Here is a 22,325-nt window from a genome sequence, read left to right as displayed (position 1 = left end):
GTTTGCCGCTATAGCGGCAAGACCGGGATCCAGTATTCCGTGTCGTTGGGATTGAAAACAATATCGTCTTCTTGAGGTTACTGGATCCTTGCCTGCGCAAGGATGACAAGGTCTTGAGCCTAGATTTGACACCTGCCGAGTTCGCCCGGCCAGAACAGAGCGGCAATTTGCACCTTGTCAGCCCGATGATCCGGGAATAACCAGAGCCTTATCTTGAACATACAGTCGGCGGACCCTTCCTCTTCGCTGATGTTTTTCAAAGCCAACTGCAAGCGATGGCGCATGACAGACCTAAAAGCCCCCGCCGACTGCCAGACAAAGGTAGACATCCGCACGTCAATTGATGCGCTTGACCAAGAGCTTTTAAAAATCTTTGCGCAAAGACAGGGTTATGTCCGGCGGATGGCGCAGCTGAAACAGCACCCGGACGAGGCTTTTGACCACGACCGCATCGAAACCATGGTCGCGGCGATCAAACAGCGGGCGGAAGATCTTGGCCTGGAAGGCGATCAGGTGGAACAAGTCTGGCGCACGCTGATCGATTGGAATGTGGCCTACGAAAAGCGGACGATTGCAGCGCGGCTGGAGGAGGCGGAAGACGTCTGATATTGGCAGTGGTGCAGATGTCTTTCTCCGTTTTTGTGGCCCCAACACCTGCCTTCGCGGGCACTGGCTCCGGCTGGAGTCCAGTAACCTCTTGGTGAAGAGATTTCTCCCATCACTCACCACATGGATTACTAGGTCCCAGCCTGAGTTTATGCCCGCGAAGGCGGGTGCTGGGACGACAATTCAAACTCGGCAAGCAAATCCCCCTGTTCCTTCCAAAAACACTTCCTATCTCTAAAGCTGGACTGCGGCCGCGGAGCCAATGGGCTTTACGCCGTGCGAACAGTTTTGGGGAGGATGATGTGCAACACGCATATTGGCGGCAGGAAGCCCGGCACGGTTTTATCAGCCATATCTGGACACTGGTTCTGGCAATTGTTGCTCTGTTGGGATTTGTGGCAGCGCCCGGACAGAACGCGCAGGCGCAATCTGCTGTGACGCTGGAGACTGTTGCCTCAGGACTGTCTTATCCCTGGAGCGTCGCATTTCTCCCTGGCGGCGGCTATCTTGTCACCGAGCGGGATGGTGTTTTGAAAGTCGTCAAGGAAGACGGTGGCCAGCACATTGTCCGGGGTACACCAGAAGTCTTTGCGCAAGGGCAGGGCGGTCTGCTGGATGTTGCCGTTAGCCCCACCTTCGACGCCGATCAAACGATCTTCATGAGTTTTTCCCAAGGGTCGCCGGAAGGCGCCGGGACATCGCTCTATAAAGCTATTCTAGGACAAGCTGGTCCGGAGTATGAGCTGGTTGAAGGCGAAACGATCTTTAGAGGAAACAATCGTGGATATGGCGGCCGCCATTTCGGTTCCCGCCTTGCCTTTGATGCAGATGGTAATCTGTTTATGACCTTGGGCGACCGGGGCGAGGCGCCGCGGGCGCAGGATTCCTCCGATCATTCCGGCTCCGTGTTGCGTTTGACGTCAGACGGTGCACCGGCACCTGGAAACCCATTTGCCGGAAATTCCGACTACCAGCCGGAGATCTGGTCGATCGGGCATCGCAATCCGCAAAGCGCGGCGATCCACCCTGAGACGGGCGTCTTGTGGACCGTCGAGCATGGCGCGCGCGGCGGTGACGAGATCAACATTCCGCAAGCTGGCAAGAACTACGGCTGGCCGATCATTTCTTATGGACGGCATTATTCCGGCGGCAAGATCGGCGAAGGCACGGAAAAGGCCGGGTTGGAACAGCCGATCCACTATTGGGATCCGTCGATTGCGCCGTCGGGAATGGCTTTTGTCACCAGCGACAAATACCCGGATTGGAACGGAGCTCTTCTGGTTGGCGCACTCCGCGGCCAGCATCTGGCGAAACTGACGCTTGATGGCGCCCGTGTGGTGAACGAAGAGCAGTTGCTTCAGGATCTTGGCGAGCGCATCCGGGATGTCCGCCAGGGGCCGGACGGTTTTCTCTATGTGCTCACCGACAGCGATGATGGCAAGCTGATTAGGCTCCAGCCCAAATGATGTTCTGATGGGTCAGTCGAGCTGTATCGGAGAGGCCTCACCATTGAGACTGGTGTCTTGGTGCCCGGAACTCTCTGTTTGAAGGCGGGTCTTCAAAACCGCTGAGATGTCCGCTTCCGAAACCGCTGGCGAGAACAGGTGACCTTGTCCGAACTGGCATCCCAGTTTCTGTGCGAGCTGCTTTTGTGCATCTGTTTCTATGCCAATCGCGACGATCGGTTTTTCTAGTCCCTTGATCACTTTGACATAGCTTTCAAAGACCGACGTTCCGATATCTTCTTGAACCGTTTCGGCGAGCAAAAGCCGGTCCAGCTTGATGATATCAAATGGCATCCGTGCCAGTTCCCTGAGGTTGCTGTGACCGGCACCATAGCCGTCGAGGGCAATCCTGATCCCAAGGGCGGAAAGTTTCGGCAGAGTAATGCTGGCGGTGTTGTAGTGCAGATGCAGAGCTGCTTCAGAGACTTCGATGATCAGCCGCGATGGGGCAAATCCAGTCTCGCGAAGGATGCTCTCGATGCGCTCTGCAAGCCGTTTGTCGGACAGCATGGCCGGGCCAAGATTAAAAGACAGCCCGAGCTCCTGCGGCCATTCTTTTGAATTGGCGATCGAGATGCGCAGGAGGTGTTCGGAAAAGGGCAGTATGAGGCCGAGTTCTTCAGCAAAGCCGATAATTTCTTGGGTTGAAAACGGGGAGCCAGTGTTTTCTGGCCAGCGGGTCAGGACTTCCACCCCCACCACCATTCCGGTTTCGAGATCAAGGATTGGCTGAAAATAGGGAACGAGTTTGTTTTCTTCCAAGGCTGTTCTGACACTCGCCTGCCTTGCAGCCCGTTTGGACACATCTTCGCGCATGAAAGGTTCAAAGCATGCGACGTTGTTCCGGCCAGCCCGTTTTGCGTAATAAAGCGCTGCATCTGCTGAAAACAGAAGATCTTCCAGTTTGGCCGTTTCGCTAGCGTTGGTCGCAATTCCAATGCTGGCACCGACTTCTGCACTGACGCCAAACAGGTCGACCGGTTTGTTCAACAGCCGGACCAGCGCCTCGGCCGCGTCCCGCTGGTCTGTGTTTGGCGTTTCAGATTTTAACGCAACGATTAGAAACTCATCGCCACCAAGGCGAAAGACGGTGCTCTTTGGATAGGATTGCCGCAACCTGTCCGCAGTAACTTCCAGCAGTTTGTCACCTGCGTCATGGCCAAGCAGGTCATTGACCTTCTTGAAGCCGTCGAGATCGACCGCCAAAACGTAGATTGTTCCAGCCGAATGGTTCGAAACGTGAAGATTTTTCGAAAACTCTGAGAGATAGCGCCGGTTCGGGAGATGCGTCAGTGGATCGTGGTGCGCGAGCCAAGTTGATCGCTGTTCCGCTTTTTTCCGGAGTTTCAGTTCGCGGCCAAGTTCCAGCAATCGTCTTGCGCCAAATACAAAACCTCCGAACCCTGCAAAACTCAAAGCCATAATGAGTTCATCGAGTTCCCAATCTTCATGGTCTTCCATGAACTCGAGGATAATCTCAAAAAGATCATGCTCGGCAGCAATCAACCATAAGGCGAAGGCTGTGGTGAAAATTACAATCGCTTCCAATTGAGCTTGAGATAATCTGCCATATAATTTAGTTACTTTTGACAGTAATTCACTCAAAATACAGGCCCTTAGCTGGCTGATTGCCAAACAATATCCAGTAAAAAAGCAATTTTGCATACAATGTGTTAAACCGATACCACACATTTCAGCGATGGGTCTTCTATCGCTTGACTTTTCCGGATGCGGACAGATATACGGAGCGCGGTTTCGAAAGGCTCGAGTCGGGCTTTCGGCCAAAATCGGGCGCTCGCCTCATCCTGGACACAGGTCCAGGAGGAAACTGAGTGGAAATGCTCGCTTTTCGAGAAAGCGGTGCGGAAATCTTCTCACATATGATGCCAGCGCAATCACACGGAGCAACCATGTTTCTGAGCCGGAATGTACTCCAGGCCGGTTGCACCTCCATTGCGGGCGTGGCCCTTGGCCACAAAGGATAAGAATTGACAAAATTTGATGAGCTCGGGCTGTCCGAACACCTTCTGAAGGCTGTTGCGGAGAACGGCTACGATGCGCCGACGCCGATCCAGCAAAAAGCCATACCGCTTGTGCTCGATGGCCGGGACCTGATGGGACTTGCCCAGACAGGCACAGGAAAAACTGCGGCTTTTGGCTTGCCGCTGATCGAGCGTCTTCTCGCGGAGCCGCAAAAGCCGACGGCCAAAGGGACGCGCGCGCTGATTCTGGCGCCGACCCGCGAGCTGGTCAATCAGATCGCCAAGAACCTGATCTCGTTCTTGAAGACCACACCGCTGCGGGTCACATCCGTTGTCGGCGGTGTTTCGATCAATGGCCAAATCAAGCGTCTGTCCAGAGGCACTGATATTCTGGTGGCAACACCGGGCCGCTTGCTCGACCTGGTCGACCGCAAGGCGGTGGATCTTGGGTCTGCGTCTTATCTCGTCCTCGACGAAGCCGATCAGATGCTGGATCTTGGTTTTATTCATGCCCTGCGGCGCATTGCCAGCCTGGTTGCCAAGGAACGTCAGACGCTTCTGTTCTCCGCAACCATGCCCAAGCAGATCAACGAATTGGCGCAGTCTTATCTGACGGATCCGGCGCGTGTTGAAGTGTCTCCGGCCGGCCGTACAGCTGACAAGATCCGCCAGGCGGTGCATTTTATGGATGCCAAGGCCAAGACCGGGTTTTTGGTCGATGTTCTGGCGGGCCAGCCAGACGACATGTCTCTGGTGTTCTGCCGCACCAAACACGGTGCCGAGCGGCTGATGCGCAAGCTCAGCCAGGCGGGGATTGCCGCCGGCTCCATTCACGGCAACAAAAGCCAGAACCAGCGGGATCGAGCCATCAAAGAGTTGCGGGCCGGTGACATCAACGTTCTGGTGGCAACCGATGTTGCAGCCCGCGGGATCGACATCCCAGGCGTCAGCCATGTCTACAATTTCGAACTCCCGGAAGTGGCGGAAGCTTATGTGCACCGGATTGGCCGCACAGCCCGGGCAGGGGCCGATGGCGATGCCATTGCCCTGTGCGCACCGGAAGAGATTGGCCTGTTCCGCCAGATCGAAAAACTGATCGGAATTGATATCGCCGTTGCGAGCGGCGAGGTGCCGCCTATGTCGGCTGCCAAAAGCGCAAAACGGGGTAAAAACGGCAAGTCCGGCGGTTCTGGAAGGCCCAGGTTCAACAAGGCCGCTGGAGCAGGGGACAACGACAATGGCCGCCGGTTTAGCAAAAATCGCCGCCGCCGTCCTCAGTCGCGGAAAACTGCCGCGTAACGCGCCAACCGGCGGCAGAATTATCTTAAAGAGTGCTGATATGAAATGCACCGGGAAGTGGCCTTCCCGGTGCTATGCCTTGCGGTCGATGGGGTCAGTGCAGATTAGTCCCGCGCTGATGTTTCAAAAGGAACTACCGGGTTCTGAAAACAAGACCGCCGCGTCTTATTTTCGTTGCTGGAAATTCCAGTTCCACAAGGCATCAAAGCCGTTTGGCTCCGTTTAACCGAAGCGCTTTGAGCCATCGGCAGGGACGAAAGCTTCCATTCGCATTGCGTTGTTTTTGTTTTGGAGTGCCCCGCTAGAGGTAAGCTAAATTAATCAATTGCAATGTGCAAATACAACCAATCGTACTAATTGCAGTGTTCAAATTTCAGAATAACTGTATAAAAACAACATTATAAATAGATTGCATGGTGTTTTTGTTTGGTTGTATAGGGGCAATTACTAATTGTGGTGAAAGTTGTCGGAGCGCAAGAAGCGCTTTAAATTCAATGAATTGTATTTTGTATTTTCTTTATCTATTGATGTATAGATAATGCTTATAGGGTGAATAACCCTTACACAACTTTGCGTAATTTTCACGATGCATACGCAGAATTCCGCCGCAGAGCGGTAAGTTATTCAGCAACCGTATAATTTTGAAATGCAGAATATTGCAGTAAATACGGAAATCAAGACGAATCACTGTCAGTAATGACGATTGACTGATTATGCTGCAAAACTATTGAGCCATAAAATATGCTTATGCGGCAGGGGGTTGATGCAAATCCTCCGACTAAGGTTTGCCGGATACTTTTATTCCTTGCCTGGGGGGCAGAGGAGCGGCCAGATTGCCCGCTCCCCAGCTGTTGTTGCGCAGGCGATTGTCATCACCTCCGCCAACGTCATTTCAAGTTTATGCCAGCGCTTAAGGGGTCACAATGACAAATACATTCGCGCCTTGGTGGACGACCGGCTGGTAATAGACCGTGCCACAGCGATGATAGGCAATACCGTTGACAATGATGCGGGTGCAGTTTGCCGGAAGGCTTGGGTAATAGCGCGCATGCCGGGTTGAAACGCGGCGGGCCGTGCGCCGTGCGGTTCGCCGGGCAGCGCCAGTGTCAGCCTGTGCCTGGCTGACCGAGAGTGGTCCTGAAATGGAGGATGATGGAAGAACTGCAGAGCCCAGGGTCATCGCGGCGGCAAGGGTACAGGTCATCAACACAGAATGGGTCAATTGCTTCCTCTTAATAAACAATCTGCGGCAAGGCCGCGGGAGGAAGCCCTCTTGATCCCAAAGGGTGACGGATATTTGAATGAAATGCGGCGGCAAAGGGAAATAGTAGAGAAAAAGCAGCCACATATCTAAACATGCGGCTGCTTTTCCAAGATCTGTTAACTGTTACGCGGGCCGTTACATGTTCGGATAGTTCGGGCCGCCAGCGCCTTCCGGCACCGTCCAAGTGATATTGCCGTTCGGGTCCTTGATGTCACAGGTCTTGCAATGGACGCAGTTCTGAGAGTTGATCTGGAACTTCGGCGCGCTGCCGTCTTCTTCCACCCACTCATACACACCAGCCGGGCAATAGCGGTTCGACGGGCCAGCAAAAACGTCGTGTTCTGACATCTTCTGCAGGGTCTCATCGGCCACCTTCAGATGGATCGGCTGATCTTCCTCATGGTTGGTGTTGGACAGGAAGACCGACGACAATTTGTCGAAGGAAATCACGCCATCCGGCTTCGGATAATCGATCTTCTTGCAGTCCTTGGCCGGTTTCAGTGTCTCTGAATCCTTTTTGCCGTGTTTCATTGTGCCAAAGAAGGAGAAGCCGAACAGCTCGTTGGTCCACATGTCCAGGCCGCCCATGGCAACGCCCAGCGCCAAGCCGAACTTGGACCAGAGCGGTTTCACGTTGCGAACCCTCCAAAGATCCTTACCGATCGAGCTTTCGCGCCAAGCGGTGTCGTAATTGGTCAGCTCGCTGTTCGCTTCCCCGCGGCCAAGTGCTGCCATGACTTCTTCGGCGGCCAGCATGCCGGACAGCATGGCGTTGTGAGAGCCTTTAATGCGCGGGACGTTCAAGAGACCCGCCGAACAGCCCATCAAGAGACCGCCCGGGAACGAGAGTTTCGGGACAGACTGATAACCGCCTTCGGTGATGGCTCTGGCGCCATAGGCAATGCGTTTGCCGCCTTCAAAAGTCTCCCGGACGGCCGGGTGGGTTTTGAAGCGCTGGAATTCGTCGAAAGGTGACAGCCAAGGGTTTTCGTAGTTGAGGTGAACCACGAAACCGACAGCAACCTGGTTGTCTTCCAAGTGATAGAGGAACGAGCCGCCACCGGTCTTGCGGTCCAAGGGCCAGCCGAAGGAGTGTTGGACGAGACCCTGTTTGTGTTTGGCCGGGTCAATTTGCCACAGCTCTTTGATGCCGATCCCGAACTTGGGAACGTCGCTGTCCTGGTCGAGATCATATTTCTCGATCAGTTCCTTGGCGAGCGAACCACGGGCCCCTTCACCAATCAATGTGTATTTACCGCGCAATTCCATGCCACGCGTGAACATGGCGTTGGGCTTGCCGTCCCGGCCGATGCCCATGTCGCCGGTGGCCACACCAACCACCTTGCCGTCATCGTCATAAAGCACTTCAGCTGCGGCAAACCCCGGATAGATTTCAACACCAAGCGCTTCGGCCTTTTCAGCAAGCCAGCGGCAGACATTGCCCAAGGAGACGATGTAATTGCCATGGTTGTTCATCAGCTTAGGCATGAACAGGTTTGGTAGCCGCATGGAACCTGCCGGTCCCAGCAGAATGAACTGGTCGTCCGTTACCGCGGTTTTGAGCGGGCTGTCTTCTTCGCGCCATTCAGGCAGCAATTGGTCCAGAGCAATCGGATCGATGACAGCGCCCGAGAGAATATGCGCGCCGACTTCAGACCCTTTCTCCAAAACGACAATGCTGATGTCTTCGCCTTTTTCAGCAGATATCTGCTTCAAACGGATCGCGGCAGCAAGGCCAGCGGGGCCAGCCCCGACAATGACCACATCCACATCCATGCTTTCGCGTTCGCCCAGCGCGTCCTGTTCGCTCATCTTGTCTCCCTCCGCCCAATGTCGCTGTGCAGGTTTCGCTTGGTTTGCCGTCAAGTGATGGGCAAATCCCGACATTTTCCATATGAAAATGCGAAACCTGTAGCCGAATGATCGTATTTGGGGCCAGATAGACCAAAGCAAGAGCCGGGCGTCAAGCCCAAAATTGACGTTTACGTAAACGTAAATTGTCGCAGGTCGAGTAATGTTACGTTACGTTGAGGCGGTGGGTCGAGTTGTGGAGCACTTGTGGGCAGTGGCCGCCAGCGCAGCTCACCATCTTGGCACGCTTTCGGGAATGACATAGTTTGACGGCCACTCAATTGCTCAAAGGGGGGTGCTAGGACGTCAGCGCCGCCGATTGTGCTTGAAACCGATCGCGAGGGCCGCTGCCGGCCACGCAGGAGAAACTGTTTGCAACAAAGCCCACCGCAATCACGGCATCTGGAAGCTCTGCTGGATTTTTATCTGGCATCGGGCGTGGATGCAGCTTTGGGCGATGATCCGGTTGATTGGGTTCGGTTGACCCGAATCCATGCCGAACAGCGGCAACAGAAGACGCCTATGCCGCCCGCTGGGCAGGCTGGGTCAGGGGCGGGCAACTTGGACCAGGCGACCTCTACAGCGGCGAACCTGCCAGCCGCTGCGGCGCCGTCAACTCTTGCCGGGGCCACTGCAGCCGGGCAAACAGGCCAAAGGGGCAGTGCCAGCTTAACTGACCACGGGGCCATTCCCGACCAGGCGGCCATTGCGGCGGCACGGGATTTGGCCGCTGGGGCAGCAAACCTCGAAGACTTGCGTGCTTGTCTGGATAGTTTCGAAGGCTGCAATTTGAAGCGGACGGCCAAAAAGCTTGTCTTCGCAGATGGCAGCCCAGATGCGCGTATCATGTTGATTGGCGAAGCGCCAGGCCGAGACGAGGATCTTCAGGGCAAGCCGTTTGTCGGCCGGTCGGGCCAGCTTCTTGACCGGATGCTTCAGGCAATCCATCTTGACCGTTCGTCCGTTTACATCGCCAATACGGTGCCTTGGCGTCCGCCGGGAAACCGGACGCCCACGCCACAGGAAACCGAAATCTGCCGTCCATTCATTCAACGACAGATCGAATTGGTCAATCCGGACGTGCTTGTGTTTTTGGGCGCAGCTTCAGCCAAGACGTTGCTCGGTGTTCAAGATGGAATCCGCAAGATGCGCGGGCGCTGGATGGCGTACTCGATAAACGGGCGGGAAATTGCGGCTGTGGCGACATATCATCCGGCCTACCTTTTGCGCAGTCCTTTAGAAAAACGCCTCTCCTGGCGGGATTTTTTGAGTATACACTCAAAAATTGTGCAACAATAGTTTGCGCCTTTAAATTTCTTATTCCTTCCGTTCAGCACAAGGCTGCAGCTGAATAAGGAAAATGAGAAGCGACTTTCAACTGCATAATGTAAATTTTTGAAAGAACTTCCATGAGTATTGGAAGGGAGAAGCAACTAGCTGATTTTTTAAGCGAAAATGCGTTTTCATTCCAAGAATTAATTACTCGAATTGTAATGAGTTTTACAGATAAGTGGCAATTTATTTTCAGTGTTAAATCTGTATTTGTAATTATAACCCTAGAATATCTGACGATAGGTACGGAGGAATTTGCGGCTAGACAGTTGGAGATCTGATTTGAAGGAAATCGTGGAGAAATACTCCGGGGACTCTAATATCTTGGTTCTGGTCCTCGATTTTGAGACACTGGACTGCGAGGAAGCTGTTGCAACCAGCATTAATAGTTCCGGTTGCCGGGTCTTATCCACGAAGCATTCCGAATTGGACAAACTGATCGGTCTCCGTTTGGCCGGGGTCGATAAGATGATCAAGGGCCGGATCCGCGAAGTTCGACCAGAGGAAGTTCGAGTTGCCTTTGAATTTCAAGATGACGTTGCCTGTGAAAAGCGGAAAGAGCGGCGCCGGCCGGTTTCAATTGCGGCAAATGTGTCGGCGAGCGAGAAGACGAAATTTCTGAAGTGCAAGATTGTCGATGCCAGCCTCTCAGGGTGCCGGCTTCATTGTGAGCATCTGGAATTCCTGTCAGATTCAATCATTTTGAAAATACCGGGCATGGATTTACCCGTTCGCGGATGCATTATGTGGCGGTCCGGCAATTATGCTGGGGTCAAGATGATGTGGCAGTTCAGTGGGAAAACTGAATTCATGGCAGCAGAGAAAATCAAACCGCCAGTACCTCATAAAAAAGGTCGGCTTGAGAACGGTCAACGGGTCATGAAGGCCCAAAAGAGCTCTCCTTTTGGTCTGAAAAGAGGGCACTGAGCCACAGAGGCGCATGAGCGGCATTGGCATATCCCGAGGTACCCCCTATATCTCGGAGACCATTCCGAATTCTTGGGAAAATTCTACGTGCTGTCTTTCTTGCGCCGCCTTCTGCCCGGTTTTTTAAAAAATGATGCTCCGATCATCCCGGTTGTCCGCCTTCAGGGGGCGATTGGCATGTCCAGCCCGCTGCGGCCTGGCCTGACGTTGGCAACGGCCGCGTTGCCGCTGGAAAAGGCCTTTTCCATGAAAAAGGCGCCGGCCGTGGCACTGATTGTGAATTCGCCGGGCGGCTCTCCGGTCCAGTCGCGGCTGATCTTTCAGCGGATCCGGGATCTTGCCAAGGAAAACGAAAAAGACGTCCTTGTTTTCGTGGAAGATGTGGCCGCCAGCGGTGGTTACATGATTGCGCTTGCCGGCGATGAGATTATTGTCGATCCGTCTTCTGTGGTGGGGTCCATTGGCGTTGTTGCTGCCGGCTTCGGGTTTACCGAAATGATCAAGAAGATCGGCGTCGAACGCCGGGTCTATACGGCGGGCGAGAAAAAGGTCACGCTGGATCCCTTCCAGCCGGAAGTGACTGAAGACATTGAGTATTTGAAAACTCTACAGCAAGAGATCCATGACACGTTTATAGACATGGTTAAATCCCGGCGTGCCGATGTTCTGTCGGATGATCCGGATCTGTTTACCGGAAAGTTCTGGACCGGCACCAGTGCGATGAACCTTGGTCTTGTGGATTCCATCGGAGATCTGCGCGGTGTCTTGAAAAAGCGCTACGGCGAGAAGGCGGAAGCGAAACTGATTTCTGCGCCGCGGGGCATGTTTGGACGCAAGGCAGCTGTGGGTGTTGGCATTGAGCCGTCGGCATTGACCACTGGGCTTGGCAATGAACTTATTTCCGCGGCCGAAGAACGGCTGATGTGGCAGCGCTTCGGTCTTTAAAAAGACGTATTGCGGGGTTTGTGTGAAAACAGGAACAGGGGACGTCAAATGACAGAGTTGATAGGTGCCGCCGCCCTTGCCGTTGGCGGGTATTGGATCGTGCAGCGGATCAAGCGGAAAATGGCTGAAGTGGAAAATCACATTTCAAAGGCGGCCGCCAAGGCCGATCCTGCGGGCCGCGGCGAGAAGCTTGTTTTTGATCCTACGAGCGGTAAATACCGGCCCCAATCCTGAGGCCGGCTTTTTTGTATTAGTCGTGTGTTTTCTGCTCAGCTTTGAGCCGGCTGATATTGCCGGGACATAAAGAGCCCATATTTCAAGTCGTTTTTTCGTGCGGTGATCGCAAGTACGACGACTGTCAGCACGAGGAGCATCAGCTCTGAGGCTGGTCCCGCCAGCCAGATGCCCGGTTCTCCCGCAACCGCAGCCATTCCAAAGATCAAAGGGATCAGGAACAGATACGGCTTGATCAAGCTGAGGATCGCCGCTCGGCTGGCGTCTCCGATCGCCTGAAAATATGTTGCGATGATCATCAAGGGGCCGGCCGCAAAAAACAAAGCCGTCATGACTGGCAGAATCCGAGTGATTTCACTTTGAACAAGGGCGTCAGCGGTGAACAAGCCGGCGATCCAGAGTGCAAAAACATTCACAAAAGTCTGCATTCCCAGGCAGTAGGCCAGAGATACGGCTATACCGAGTTGCAGACTGCCATTTGATCGGGCCCATAGCCGAGCACCGTAATTGTTGCCAATGATCGATTGCAGCGCCTTCGACAAGCCGATGTGCGGCAAGATGATGAAGGTCATGATCCGGGTCAAAATACCGTAGGCCGCAATGGTCGCCTCGTAGTTAACTGCCTGGATCCATTGCAGGGCCGCAATGGTGGCGGCGGTACCAAGAGAAAACCCTAGAAAATTCAGGCTTTGCGGCGCCCCAAGCGCCAGCATCTCCCGCCACCCGTAGATCAGGCGATTGTGAAACAATACACTTGGTGGGAGATGTGTTTGTTTCATAACCCTATAGACCATCATGATGGTCAGCGAGAGCACCTGGGCGCACACGGTTCCATAGGCCGAACCCGCGACACCGAGCCCCAACAGGACAATCAGGACATAATTGAACCCGATATTCGACAAGGATACCAGCAGGCTCGAGGCGGCCATGAAGCCGACCATGCCCTCGTTGCGAAGTGCATCGGAATTGACGGCAAGCACAAAGAAAACCGGGGCCCACACAATGCTGATCTGCATGTAGGTGTGGCCCATCTCGGCGATCGGTAGGCTGCCATTTGCCGCGATCAACGCCAAAGGCTGGCCGAAACTGAAGAAGAGGATGATGAGCAGCAAGCTGATCGCCAGGGCGAGACCGTGCGCGCCAGCGTAGATCGCCTGCGCATCTGTGAACCGGCTAGCGCCCAGATGACGGGCCAGCACACTCGACATGCCGTTTGAGACAAGGGTCGCTAAAGCGATGATCAGCATGCTGGCGGGAAACATCAAGGTCACTGCGCTCAGCGCATCAGGCCCGACGTAAATCCCAAGAAAGATCGCATCCACGACCGTCAGGAGGCCGTTCATGCTCATGACAAAGATGATCGGCAAGGCGGTTTTGGCCAGAAGCGGCCCAAGGGGACTTTTGACAAAAAAATTGTCTTGAACAGTGTCGGTCGACATTCTGCTCTCCATATCAATCATTTCGAATTAAGAGCAGTTCAAACGAAGAGTGACTGGCTCTCAGGAAGGACCCGCATTGCTTCCGTCACGAAATGTGTGGCGGAACAGATGATCGAAAAATTCCAGATCTTCACCAGGACAAGTGTCTGCGGGAGGCGGGGGCTGGGCCCGCGGGAAGAGGTATCGCCGTTCGCAGTCCTTGTCAAAGCAGCAAAGCATTGCGCCGAGCCGACAGGGCCGGGAGTTCTGAACAAGAAGAAAACCCCGGAGACATCATACGTCTCCGGGGCTTATCATGTCAGGCAGAAGGGTTCTGGTTGCTCAAGGCTCTCCAGAAACGCGCGGATGAATGTAATCCGGTTCCATGCCTGCCTTTTTCATTGCGATGCCGGTGAGGAATTGGAACATCGTCCGGCGGACCAACCTGGCTGTCTGCTGGCCTTTGTTGTCATAAAACGGATTGAACTCCACAAAGTCGACGCCGACGATCGTTTTGGTCGCTGCAAATTGGCGCAGCATTGGGAACAGATCTTCCGGATGCGATCCGATGGGTGAAGATGATCCGGTCCCTGGAGCATAACTCATATCAAAGGTATCGATATCGAAGGACACATAGACAAGATCGATGTCTTTCAAGTCATTGTAGATCTTGTCGAAAGTCTCTTCGACTCCATCCCGGCGGATTTCGTGAATGTGATAGACTTTACCGCCTTCTGCAGCGACTTGATCCCACTCTTCTGGACCAAAAACCGGTGTCGCCATCCCGTATTGGATGACATGCTTACCCTCGACCATGCCTTCAGAGACAGCCCGGTTCATGAAGCTGCCGGAATGATAATAGGCGCCGAATTTGCCCATGCCGGAATCGCGGTCGAGGTGGACGTCAAAGTGAACAAAAGCGACGTTGTTTTTGCCGTAAACATCGACAATGCCGCGGAACGTGCCGTTGGGAACGGAGTGGTCACCACCGACAATGAATGGAATAGCCCCGACCGAAGCGATATCGCGTGTCATTCGGCGGATTTCCTTAAGCGTTTCAGCCTGATTGTAGGCGTTCAGCCCGGCATCGCCGTAATCGACCGCATTGAGGATCGTAAACGGTGCCAGCAAGGTTTCATATTCCACCCAGCTCAGCGGGAATTTCGGGTCACCATAACCGCCATAATCGCGAGTCGTGCGAACTTCGGCAGGCGCCCACATGTTGCCGGCCGAATGGGGCAACGCCCCGGTCGGTGCCCCGAAGATTGCAATGTCAATCTCTCCGGCCTTGAGATCCTCCGGGGTGAGGGCCACAGGCAGTTTGAAAAACGTCTGGATACCAACCGGCTCCATTTGCAATTGATAACGCTGGACGTCCATCGGGCCGGCCGGCCGCCCTGACGGTTCGCGTTCTTCTCGCCAGATGTTGGTCGACTTGTCCTGCTTGATGTTCATTTTGGTCGGATCGCCCGGGACTTCGTGCGGCATTGGCCCGATGTTCTCGTTAGGCCCAGCTTTGGCGATGTCCTTGAGCATTTGAGCATGACCGACCGTCGCCAATGTTGCCATCAAGCCGCACGCCAGCAATGCGGACAGTCCCAATTTCCTGAAATTCATTTCAAGCCTCCCAAAAACAACGAGCTCTGACGCAAGGGCACAGGTCCTTGACCGGAGATGAAACACTGCCATTATTCAAAACGAGGGGCTGTTCAGATCGTGCAAGATTTATCAATTTTCTTATTGCGGACGGGGCAATGAATTCAGACTGCGTGCGTTTCGAAACCTTTGATGAAATCGAAATGTTCTGGTTTGAAACCATGGGCATTAGCCCTTCCCTGACACAGCTCACAGCCGGACCTCTTAACTTCGAACTACGTGCGGAGGATTTTGAAGGTGTCACCTTGAACTGGGTCCGCAGCGAGGGGCGCCAGCTTTGGCGCGATGTTCTGGAAGGAGATGGCCTTCATATTGGTTACATGATCGAGAGCGAGGGAGCCGTTCTAAGTTCCGGCCTCGAAGTTGGGCCGAAAGACGCGCTTGTCTGGCACCCGGGACAAGAGACCGACTACCTGTTGCATGGCCCGCTTCTAAGCCTTGAGATTTCCGTGTCAGAAGATCTCGTTGACGTGCTTGGATGGACCCCACGCGGGGCGCCGTTAAGGCGCGTTCCAGGTGAACGTTTGAACCGGCTCACGAAAGTCTGCCAGAGAGCAAGCCGGTGGTTGCGTTTGCAGGGGATCTCAGACAGTCCCGAATTCCGCAATCAAAAACGCATGTGGCGGGACCATGTCCTGGAGGTTCTATCAGAAGTCTTGATGCCTTGGATGGAAGCTCAGTCTGTGAGCGTGTCCGCAATTCCAGCCTCCCGACAGCACAAAATCGTCCGGTCTGCCGAAACCGTATTTGAACTGGGCGAAGACGACGGACAGGACGATATCGATACCCTGGCCGGACAGCTTGGGATGTCGAAGCGCAAGCTTTATTATGCCTTTCAGTCAACTTTGGGGATTGGGCCACGCCGGTATTTCGAGCTGCGCCGTCTTCATGCGCTGCGGCGCGAGCTGAAACGATTGCACAAGGACGACTGTACCGTGACCGAGCTGGCCCACGCCCATGGGTTCACTCAGCTGGGCCGTGTGGCGGGTCTTTACAAGACCCATTTCGGCGAAACGCCAAGTGAAACTTTGAGACGGTCTGTCTGACACCGAACGCTATCTCCAAATTCATTCGCTGCTTTTTCCATGACCTGGACGCAGATGCGCTTGGCAAGACTCGCCTAGCGTTGGCGTATCCGCACGATATTCCACCCGACAATTTCGGCCAAAAAATATTTCAGTGGCAAATTCGCTTAACAGCAACTTTAAATTGTGATATCGTAATATTTAATAATAAAAATAATCACTTAAGTAAGTTGTGAACGACGTTGGAGGAATTGATGAAACAGAATTCCCTCACATGTGCTGCTGTTGCCGGCGTGAGCCTGGCCCTTCTCGGCAGTGGCGTGGCCCTGGCGAAAGACTGCCCACCGGTCGATCGCCAGCCGGCGACCCAGGCCTTGATCAATCTGGTTGAGGAAGACATGAACCTGCGCAAGTCACTGGTGCAGTCAATTGAGCTTGGCCAACGGGTCAATGATGACCCGAACACCAATCCAGTGGCGAGCCTCAATGACTATTATGACTTTGTTGATGCGCTGGTGACCTATAATCCGCAGAACATCGATACGAATGTCCATAACGGTGCTATCCGCGTCAGCATGGACGGCAAAAACTACTGTAACTGGAACATCCTGGACATGCTGTCTTACAGCTATTTCCTGGTCGACCGGCAATTAACAACAGACCCGCGTGGTCAGCTGCAGTTTGAAAATGAGACCTTTTCCAACTGGATGCGCACTATCGCCCAATCCTGGGGTGACTATCTGGAAACGCCAGCATCGGCGGCGCATGTGCCGGACTTCACGTCCGACCCCAACTTTGGCGATTGGTATTGCCCTCCGGCAGGCGGCTACACCACCTTCCAGGATTTCTTTGTGCGCGAGCTCTGCGCCACGCAGTTTCCAACCGGGTCTCGGCCCGTGCAGGGTTACAAAGACCCCAATACAGTGGTCTCCATCGGCGATTCCAACTCTGCCGGTTGGTGGGCAATCAGCAACAACGGCAAGCTGATCACCGATTATGACACGGTCAGCCAGGCCGGCCAGCTGATCAAAGGCAAGCTTTACAGCGATGTGCACACCTTCATCACCGGCGAGCCGGACGAAAAGGTGATTGCCGAGTTCGGCTCCATTGATCCCAGTATCTTTGATGGCGGCACCTGGACCCATCAGTTCCTCAATGTGAACAATTATCACCGCCTGCATGTGCCGGTGGCCGGCAAGCTGATCTATATGAAGCATCTGCAGTCCGCGGTGCGGCTGAAATCCGGCTGGAAGGAAGCCGTGGAACCGGGTGGGATTGCCTATTATGACCCGCAGGACACCGCTGACTGGCAATTCGGTCAGACCCGCATGGTGATCGGCATTGAAACCGAAGATCATGGTGTGGTGGTGATTTCGCCGATGGGCATGGCCCAGGTGAGTGCCATCCAGCCGCGCGATTGGGTTCAGGAAGGGGCTATGGCCGAAAAGGGCTGGGAGTTTGCCAACTTCGCCTTCGGCGGCTCGGATTTTGTGGTGATTTTCCAGGAAGAGGCGGATTTTCAGCTGACCGTTCCGCATATGCGTGAACCGGCGCCGGGGGCAGGCGTCAATTATGTGCCATCGCTTCAGGGGGAACGGTATGGCTGCTTTGGTGGAGGCAATGATTGCAGCGTCGAGCCGGTGTTGCCGCCGCAATCTCCGCCCGATGGCCAGTAAGCGGACCAGTCAGAGCATTAGATAAAGAAACGTATGGCCTTTCCCCGGTGAACCGGGGAGGGGCCACAGTCTCGTCGTAGCCCCGGCTGCCTCTGGATTTGATGAAAGGGTTTTCTCTTTGGCTGGGGATACTTTCAGTGCTGTGAAATTACGTGCTATACTCGTTAAGAGCGTCGTTCTGAATCTGAATTGGAAGAAAAAACAGTGTTACAGGATAAACGCAGTGAACTGGATGCTGAAAAACGCAGGAAGCTGATCACACGGCTTCTGGACGATTTGAGCAAGGAAAATCCGGATCTTTATTATCAGCCGACCAGTGAAGTTGCGGTGCAAATCATGGCGCATCTTGAAAGCGATCCCAATTTGCATGTTGAAGAAAAGGCTCTTCTGGCTCCGCTCTCGCAACACGACATTGAAGTGCTCCTCAGCATGCATTGAGGGGTGGCAGCCACGGGCAAACCTCCGCCGCCATCACCGGACTTGATCCAGATGCTTGCCCCGGACGCCGATCCGGGAGCCTGCCCCGGACACCGATCCGGGGATCCATGCCGTTTAATATCCTTCCGATCAGCTGTGCTTTTGGCACGCTTTACATCGCAAGGTCAGTCTGTCGGTCAAAATGCATCATGCCCAGATTAACCCAATGCCTCAAACGGTACTCCCAGATGAGGGCGGAGACCGGTCATTCGGTGCAGTTGGAACGGATGGCCGTTGGCCGGACTTTCTAACCTTTTGAACAATTGGCAAAGACGGCCCAAAGCGGGTTTTCAGTGTGCGGATGCGGATCGCTGTGTGTGGTGATCGTACACTAAAGTTTGTTCCAGAGTAATCAATTTGAGCCCCAAAAAGTCTAATCCGAACGACATTCCTCGCAGTATACTATTATGTATCGGGACGTCGACTATCTGTTCATCCCTAAGGTGCCAATAACAGAGCGGACCAAGGCAGAGGTGCGAATGCGTACGCTTTTGAATACTCTACTGGTTAGCATATTGGTGCTGGGGCTGTTTCCCTCTCGAGTTGTTGCTAAAGACCCGCTTTTGCTGTTGATGGGCCAAAATGCGGCGCCGCTTCAGCTTGCCGTCGAAATCGTCACAGCAGCATATAACAGGCTCGGTATACCCATAGTCATTCAAAAAATGCCCAGGGCCCGGTCTATTGCCATGGCTTCGGCGGGGCAGGCGGATGGAGAGATTGCCGCGCCGCGCGTATTCGAAAAGGTATTTCCGGAACTCCATCGGATCGACGTTCCAATCATGACGATCGATGTGTTGGTGTATTCTTGTGACCCGCACATCCTGGAGAGCAAAAAGCCGTCAGAGTTGCGGTGGGGTAGGCTGAATGGCGCAAGACTGCTGGCGACATTCACCGATGACTACGAAAATGTTTGGCTAGGGGAAACTCAACCCGAATTGTTCGGAATGCTCAAGCTGGGCCGTTTAGATGCAGTGATCGCCCCACGGATAGCTCTGCACCTTTACTCCGATCAAAATGAACAGGGTTGTATTCAGCGTGTCGGAGCGCCTTTACGCACTGTTCCATTTTATCACTACCTGCATAGAAAGCATAGCAACTTGATTCCGATAGTGAAATCGGAGTTTCGAGACATGTTGGCGTCTGGCGATATTGAACGTATCAAAGACGAGTTTTACAACAAACCCTCCGGGCCCGAGCAACCTCCCAAATCGTGACCGCTGCGACTATCCCGAATCCACTTGAATTTCGAGTTCAGCGCATCAGCATGAAAGTCTCTGATGGGCTCGATCCGGACATTTGCGGCAATCGGCACGGATGTTGATTTAGGGCCTAAAGAAGATCAGAACCAGTCGTTCATTTCCCAGGGTTTTGTTCTTGGCCCGCCTTCTTGGTACCTGTCGTGCCAACAGGTGAGGCGAGGCCTCACCCTTTGGCGCAAATAGCCGCTGAGCCGACGACTTGTGACTCTGCAGCGGTCGCTCCACTGATTGCCGTTGCAGTTTAAGCAGTGAAGCTACCCTTCGCCCCAAACGGCCATATCCCCTGCGCGCAGCGAAACGGCGAGGCAATCTAATCTTGGGCCGCGCCGAATGCCATCGCCAACGATCAATCCGCACCGCCAAAATAGACGAAGCTCATCTTGTTGCCATCAAGATCACGGACATAGGCTCCGTAAAAATCAGGCCCATATTGCGGGCGCGGACCCGGCTCCCCTTCATCGGTGCCACCGGCAGAAAGCGCCGCTGCATGAGCTGCCTGCACTTCGGTCTCATTTTCGCAGAGCAACCCGACCATATTACCATTGCCTGGCGTTGCCGCTTCCTTGTTAAACGGCGGTGTTACCCAAATCCGCCCGCCGCCACGCAGACCATAGCAAACCCCATTCGGCATGAATTCCATCACCACCGTTCCACCAATGAGTGGTAAGACGGCATCAAAATAAGCCCGTGCCTTCGTTACATCATTAGAACCGATCATTACATAATTTAAGGACATTGCACGCCTCGTCTAAATGGGGAACATATAAGAAACATAAAAAGAACATTGCATGTTGTTAGCCACAGCGCAACCCTTGATATTCCCGGTCTGTTTCTAGGCCTGCGCCTTATCAGCTCATCTTTGGATGAAGCGGGCATGACCCGAAGATCCTTAGGGCTTACGCGCAATTTCAAGGGCCGTGCGATGGGTATGGCGACGAAAGGGATGCCATGATCAAGTCAAGTCATGACGGAGGTGAGGACAGGGCGTGCTGCAGTCCACCCGATCGAGGTCAGTCAGAAATCCATTGGTATTGAACGTCGACATCATCTCTGCCGACAGCTTCAAATCCGTTCGAGAGATAAAAGGCGTTTGCCGGACTGCCGGCCAACGCAATCAGGCGGATAGGACAGCCGGACTTTTGGGCTCTGGCTTTGACTTCACTCAGGACGTGCCGGCCGCTTCCCCGTCCCTGGACCTCCTGACGAATGTAAAAATGATCCAGGTAAAGGTGATCCGGGTTCTCGCGGACAACAAGAAATCCCGCAAGTTCGCTGTTAAGCAGGATTTTCTGAGTGTCGGATGGCGAATAGTTTGACAGGAAACGCGTTCTGGCCCGGATAGGATCAAACCTGCCGATTGCTTCCAAGCTTGGCCTCATCGCTCTGACACGAAGGTCTGCAAGCTGATCGCCATCAGACAGTACAGCCGGGGCAAGGGTGATACTGATTGGGGCTAGTGGCATTGGGAAGTGAGATACCGGGAGGGGCCAGAGTAAATCGGATTTGTCATCAGTTAGACAGTTTTTCTTTCATACGTCCACACTGACAGGGGATTGCGGATGGTGTTTCGAAACCTGTGACCGTTTTTGGGCGCCTTCGCTTGTCAGTTGGGGATTTTTGTTTTCTCTACAGGCGCGTGGATCCGGCGATGTCGTTTGTTGATGTCAAAACAGCTGGAGACCACTTGGCGCCGATGACCCGATCCCACTCTTCTCGTCTTAAATGACGCTAGGAGGAGTTTGGCAAATGCTGTGCCTATGGTTTGGTGCCACAGCTCTTCAAAAAAGACACTTTGATCGGAGTGTGTGCGATCTTCCCTTTGGTTAAATAGTGAGAATTAACAATAGTATTTCGCGCATGAATGACAATGTATTGTGAGAATTTCCATATTTAAACTTTTATATTATTGATTAGCGAGGTTGAATTACATTTGCGCCAAAATCGACATTAAGTGTCTCGACCGCCAATTCCGAGTTTTAGGGCGGGCGAAGTCTGAGGGGGGCAAATGCGACGGACTTTCCAGTTTTCCAGATTTCGTTGGCTCGCCGCAGCCGGGCTATGGTCTGCCTTGTTGTTTTCTTCGCCGAATACCGGGAATGCGGAACCGTCTGAAACACTGATTGCCGGAGGAACCGGGTCTGGTCTGGAGATCATCCGGCTGCTGGCCGAGGCCTATAGCCAACAGGCTCCTAGTGAAAAGATAAAGGTTGTGCCCAGCCTGGGGTCCGGTGGTGGAATTAAGGCGGTCCTCAAAGGCAAACTCAGTTTTTCAGTCAGCGCACGGGCTCTAAAGGACAAAGAGATCGCCGCCGGTGCAATCTCATATGAGATTGCCAAAACTCCGATGGTGTTTCTGACACAGGCAGAAAATCCGGTTGACGCGGTAAATCTTGAGCTTTTGACAAAGGTGTATTCCGGTCAATCGGCAACGTGGCCTGATGGAATGCCGGTTCGTGTCGTGATGCGGCCACTCAAGGAATCCGACACCAAATTCTTAAGGGGCCTGTCCGCTGAAATCGATCAGGGGATCGTTGATATGGTCAGCCAGGATAAGGCGTTTGTGGCAACAAACGACCAGCAGAACGCCGAAGCCCTTGAAAATGTGTCCGGGTCACTTGGATTTGCTTCGTACGGTCAGATCCTGTCTGAAAAACGCAAATTGAAACACCTAACATTTCAGGGCCGGAACGACGTTTTGGCCGATCTGAAAGCAGGCGACTATCCTTACGTTAAAACACTGCGTCTCGTCTTGATGGGGCAGGCTGATCCGGCAGTAACTGCTTTTTGCGACTTCGTACGCTCTGCCAAGGGAGCCGAAGTGTTGGAGAAAAATGGTTTTCTTGCTGTTCTTTCTGAGGCCAACCAATAG

At 53.8% G+C, this 22,325-nt stretch carries 19 protein-coding genes; 12 read left to right on the top strand and 7 right to left on the bottom strand.

Features of this window, described 5'->3' with window-relative positions; translation table 11 throughout:
* Window positions 1–282 precede the first annotated feature (282 nt).
* A complete protein-coding gene (locus tag FJ695_RS26125) occupies window positions 283–606 on the top strand; it encodes a chorismate mutase (protein ID WP_141188183.1) in 324 nt (107 codons plus the stop codon).
* Between the two features lie 362 nt (window positions 607–968).
* Window positions 969–2,072, top strand: a complete 1,104-nt coding sequence (locus tag FJ695_RS26120; protein WP_141188937.1) for a PQQ-dependent sugar dehydrogenase — start codon at window positions 969–971, stop codon at window positions 2,070–2,072.
* Between the two features lie 12 nt (window positions 2,073–2,084).
* Here FJ695_RS26120 and FJ695_RS26115 read toward each other — a convergent pair whose 3' ends face one another.
* Window positions 2,085–3,659, bottom strand: coding sequence for a bifunctional diguanylate cyclase/phosphodiesterase (locus tag FJ695_RS26115; protein ID WP_168206494.1), 1,575 nt, complete (start codon window positions 3,657–3,659; stop codon window positions 2,085–2,087).
* A gap of 440 nt (window positions 3,660–4,099) precedes the next feature.
* Between FJ695_RS26115 and FJ695_RS26110 the strand changes: the two genes are divergently transcribed.
* Window positions 4,100–5,392 (top strand): DEAD/DEAH box helicase, encoded by a 1,293-nt coding sequence (locus tag FJ695_RS26110; RefSeq protein WP_141188181.1) that lies wholly within the window; start codon window positions 4,100–4,102, stop codon window positions 5,390–5,392.
* A 910-nt stretch (window positions 5,393–6,302) separates the two neighbouring features.
* Here the strand turns inward: FJ695_RS26110 and FJ695_RS26105 are convergent.
* A complete protein-coding gene (locus tag FJ695_RS26105; protein ID WP_141188180.1) occupies window positions 6,303–6,614 on the bottom strand; it encodes a hypothetical protein in 312 nt (103 codons plus the stop codon).
* A 177-nt stretch (window positions 6,615–6,791) separates the two neighbouring features.
* Entirely contained in the window at window positions 6,792–8,468 is a 1,677-nt protein-coding gene (locus FJ695_RS26100; RefSeq protein WP_141188179.1) for an electron transfer flavoprotein-ubiquinone oxidoreductase, read from the bottom strand.
* Window positions 8,469–8,879: 411 nt separating this feature from the next.
* On the opposite strand from FJ695_RS26100, the gene FJ695_RS26095 reads away from it, so the two are divergent.
* From FJ695_RS26095 to FJ695_RS26080, 4 genes are all read left to right on the top strand, one after another.
* On the top strand, window positions 8,880–9,806 hold the full coding sequence (locus FJ695_RS26095) for a uracil-DNA glycosylase (RefSeq protein ID WP_141188178.1): 927 nt from the start codon (window positions 8,880–8,882) through the stop codon (window positions 9,804–9,806).
* Window positions 9,807–10,121: 315 nt separating this feature from the next.
* Window positions 10,122–10,766 (top strand): PilZ domain-containing protein, encoded by a 645-nt coding sequence (locus FJ695_RS26090; RefSeq protein WP_141188177.1) that lies wholly within the window; start codon window positions 10,122–10,124, stop codon window positions 10,764–10,766.
* A gap of 87 nt (window positions 10,767–10,853) precedes the next feature.
* Window positions 10,854–11,711, top strand: a complete 858-nt coding sequence (locus tag FJ695_RS26085) for a S49 family peptidase (protein ID WP_141188176.1) — start codon at window positions 10,854–10,856, stop codon at window positions 11,709–11,711.
* 48 nt (window positions 11,712–11,759) lie between these two features.
* Window positions 11,760–11,945 carry a hypothetical protein gene (locus FJ695_RS26080; protein WP_141188175.1) on the top strand — a complete coding sequence of 62 codons (186 nt, stop codon included), beginning with the start codon at window positions 11,760–11,762 and terminating at the stop codon, window positions 11,943–11,945.
* A gap of 35 nt (window positions 11,946–11,980) precedes the next feature.
* On the opposite strand, the gene FJ695_RS26075 is transcribed toward FJ695_RS26080, so the two are convergent.
* Together FJ695_RS26075 and FJ695_RS26070 are read right to left on the bottom strand one after the other, a co-directional pair.
* Complete coding sequence (locus FJ695_RS26075; protein ID WP_141188174.1) at window positions 11,981–13,384, bottom strand: MATE family efflux transporter; 1,404 nt, start codon at window positions 13,382–13,384, stop codon at window positions 11,981–11,983.
* A 321-nt stretch (window positions 13,385–13,705) separates the two neighbouring features.
* Window positions 13,706–14,980 carry an arginase family protein gene (locus tag FJ695_RS26070; protein WP_168206493.1) on the bottom strand — a complete coding sequence of 425 codons (1,275 nt, stop codon included), beginning with the start codon at window positions 14,978–14,980 and terminating at the stop codon, window positions 13,706–13,708.
* A gap of 137 nt (window positions 14,981–15,117) precedes the next feature.
* On the opposite strand from FJ695_RS26070, the gene FJ695_RS26065 reads away from it, so the two are divergent.
* From FJ695_RS26065 to FJ695_RS26050, 4 genes are all read left to right on the top strand, one after another.
* Window positions 15,118–16,065, top strand: coding sequence for a helix-turn-helix domain-containing protein (locus tag FJ695_RS26065; RefSeq protein WP_141188172.1), 948 nt, complete (start codon window positions 15,118–15,120; stop codon window positions 16,063–16,065).
* Window positions 16,066–16,298: 233 nt separating this feature from the next.
* On the top strand, window positions 16,299–17,720 hold the full coding sequence (locus tag FJ695_RS26060; RefSeq protein WP_141188171.1) for a phosphatidylserine decarboxylase family protein: 1,422 nt from the start codon (window positions 16,299–16,301) through the stop codon (window positions 17,718–17,720).
* A 204-nt stretch (window positions 17,721–17,924) separates the two neighbouring features.
* Entirely contained in the window at window positions 17,925–18,158 is a 234-nt protein-coding gene (locus FJ695_RS26055; protein WP_141188170.1) for a hypothetical protein, read from the top strand.
* Between the two features lie 518 nt (window positions 18,159–18,676).
* Window positions 18,677–19,411: an ABC transporter substrate-binding protein gene (locus FJ695_RS26050; protein ID WP_168206492.1), complete on the top strand. Its 735-nt coding sequence runs from the start codon at window positions 18,677–18,679 to the stop codon at window positions 19,409–19,411.
* Between the two features lie 391 nt (window positions 19,412–19,802).
* Here FJ695_RS26050 and FJ695_RS26045 read toward each other — a convergent pair whose 3' ends face one another.
* Window positions 19,803–20,192 (bottom strand): VOC family protein, encoded by a 390-nt coding sequence (locus FJ695_RS26045; RefSeq protein WP_141188168.1) that lies wholly within the window; start codon window positions 20,190–20,192, stop codon window positions 19,803–19,805.
* A gap of 274 nt (window positions 20,193–20,466) precedes the next feature.
* Window positions 20,467–20,919, bottom strand: coding sequence for a GNAT family N-acetyltransferase (locus FJ695_RS26040; protein WP_209010821.1), 453 nt, complete (start codon window positions 20,917–20,919; stop codon window positions 20,467–20,469).
* A 542-nt stretch (window positions 20,920–21,461) separates the two neighbouring features.
* On the opposite strand from FJ695_RS26040, the gene FJ695_RS26035 reads away from it, so the two are divergent.
* The gene (locus FJ695_RS26035; RefSeq protein WP_141188167.1) at window positions 21,462–22,325 is read left to right on the top strand and encodes a PstS family phosphate ABC transporter substrate-binding protein; all 864 of its coding nucleotides are present in this window, start codon (window positions 21,462–21,464) and stop codon (window positions 22,323–22,325) included.

It is taken from the genome of Labrenzia sp. PHM005, assembly GCF_006517275.1.
Classification (GTDB): domain Bacteria; phylum Pseudomonadota; class Alphaproteobacteria; order Rhizobiales; family Stappiaceae; genus Roseibium.
This window is presented reverse-complemented; position numbering and strand designations above follow the sequence as displayed.

What these genes read in the sequence shown, in the direction of transcription:
- FJ695_RS26045 (WP_141188168.1), bottom strand. Translation starts at nt 20,192, where the DNA reads ATGTCCTTAAATTATGTAATGATCGGTTCTAATGATGTAACGAAGGCA.
- FJ695_RS26065 (WP_141188172.1), top strand. Translation starts at nt 15,118, where the DNA reads ATGAATTCAGACTGCGTGCGTTTCGAAACCTTTGATGAAATCGAAATG.
- FJ695_RS26075 (WP_141188174.1), bottom strand. Translation starts at nt 13,384, where the DNA reads ATGTCGACCGACACTGTTCAAGACAATTTTTTTGTCAAAAGTCCCCTT.
- FJ695_RS26035 (WP_141188167.1), top strand. Translation starts at nt 21,462, where the DNA reads ATGCGACGGACTTTCCAGTTTTCCAGATTTCGTTGGCTCGCCGCAGCC.
- FJ695_RS26060 (WP_141188171.1), top strand. Translation starts at nt 16,299, where the DNA reads ATGAAACAGAATTCCCTCACATGTGCTGCTGTTGCCGGCGTGAGCCTG.
- FJ695_RS26100 (WP_141188179.1), bottom strand. Translation starts at nt 8,468, where the DNA reads ATGAGCGAACAGGACGCGCTGGGCGAACGCGAAAGCATGGATGTGGAT.
- FJ695_RS26050 (WP_168206492.1), top strand. Translation starts at nt 18,677, where the DNA reads ATGCGTACGCTTTTGAATACTCTACTGGTTAGCATATTGGTGCTGGGG.
- FJ695_RS26040 (WP_209010821.1), bottom strand. Translation starts at nt 20,919, where the DNA reads ATGCCACTAGCCCCAATCAGTATCACCCTTGCCCCGGCTGTACTGTCT.
- FJ695_RS26080 (WP_141188175.1), top strand. Translation starts at nt 11,760, where the DNA reads ATGACAGAGTTGATAGGTGCCGCCGCCCTTGCCGTTGGCGGGTATTGG.
- FJ695_RS26125 (WP_141188183.1), top strand. Translation starts at nt 283, where the DNA reads ATGACAGACCTAAAAGCCCCCGCCGACTGCCAGACAAAGGTAGACATC.
- FJ695_RS26070 (WP_168206493.1), bottom strand. Translation starts at nt 14,980, where the DNA reads ATGAATTTCAGGAAATTGGGACTGTCCGCATTGCTGGCGTGCGGCTTG.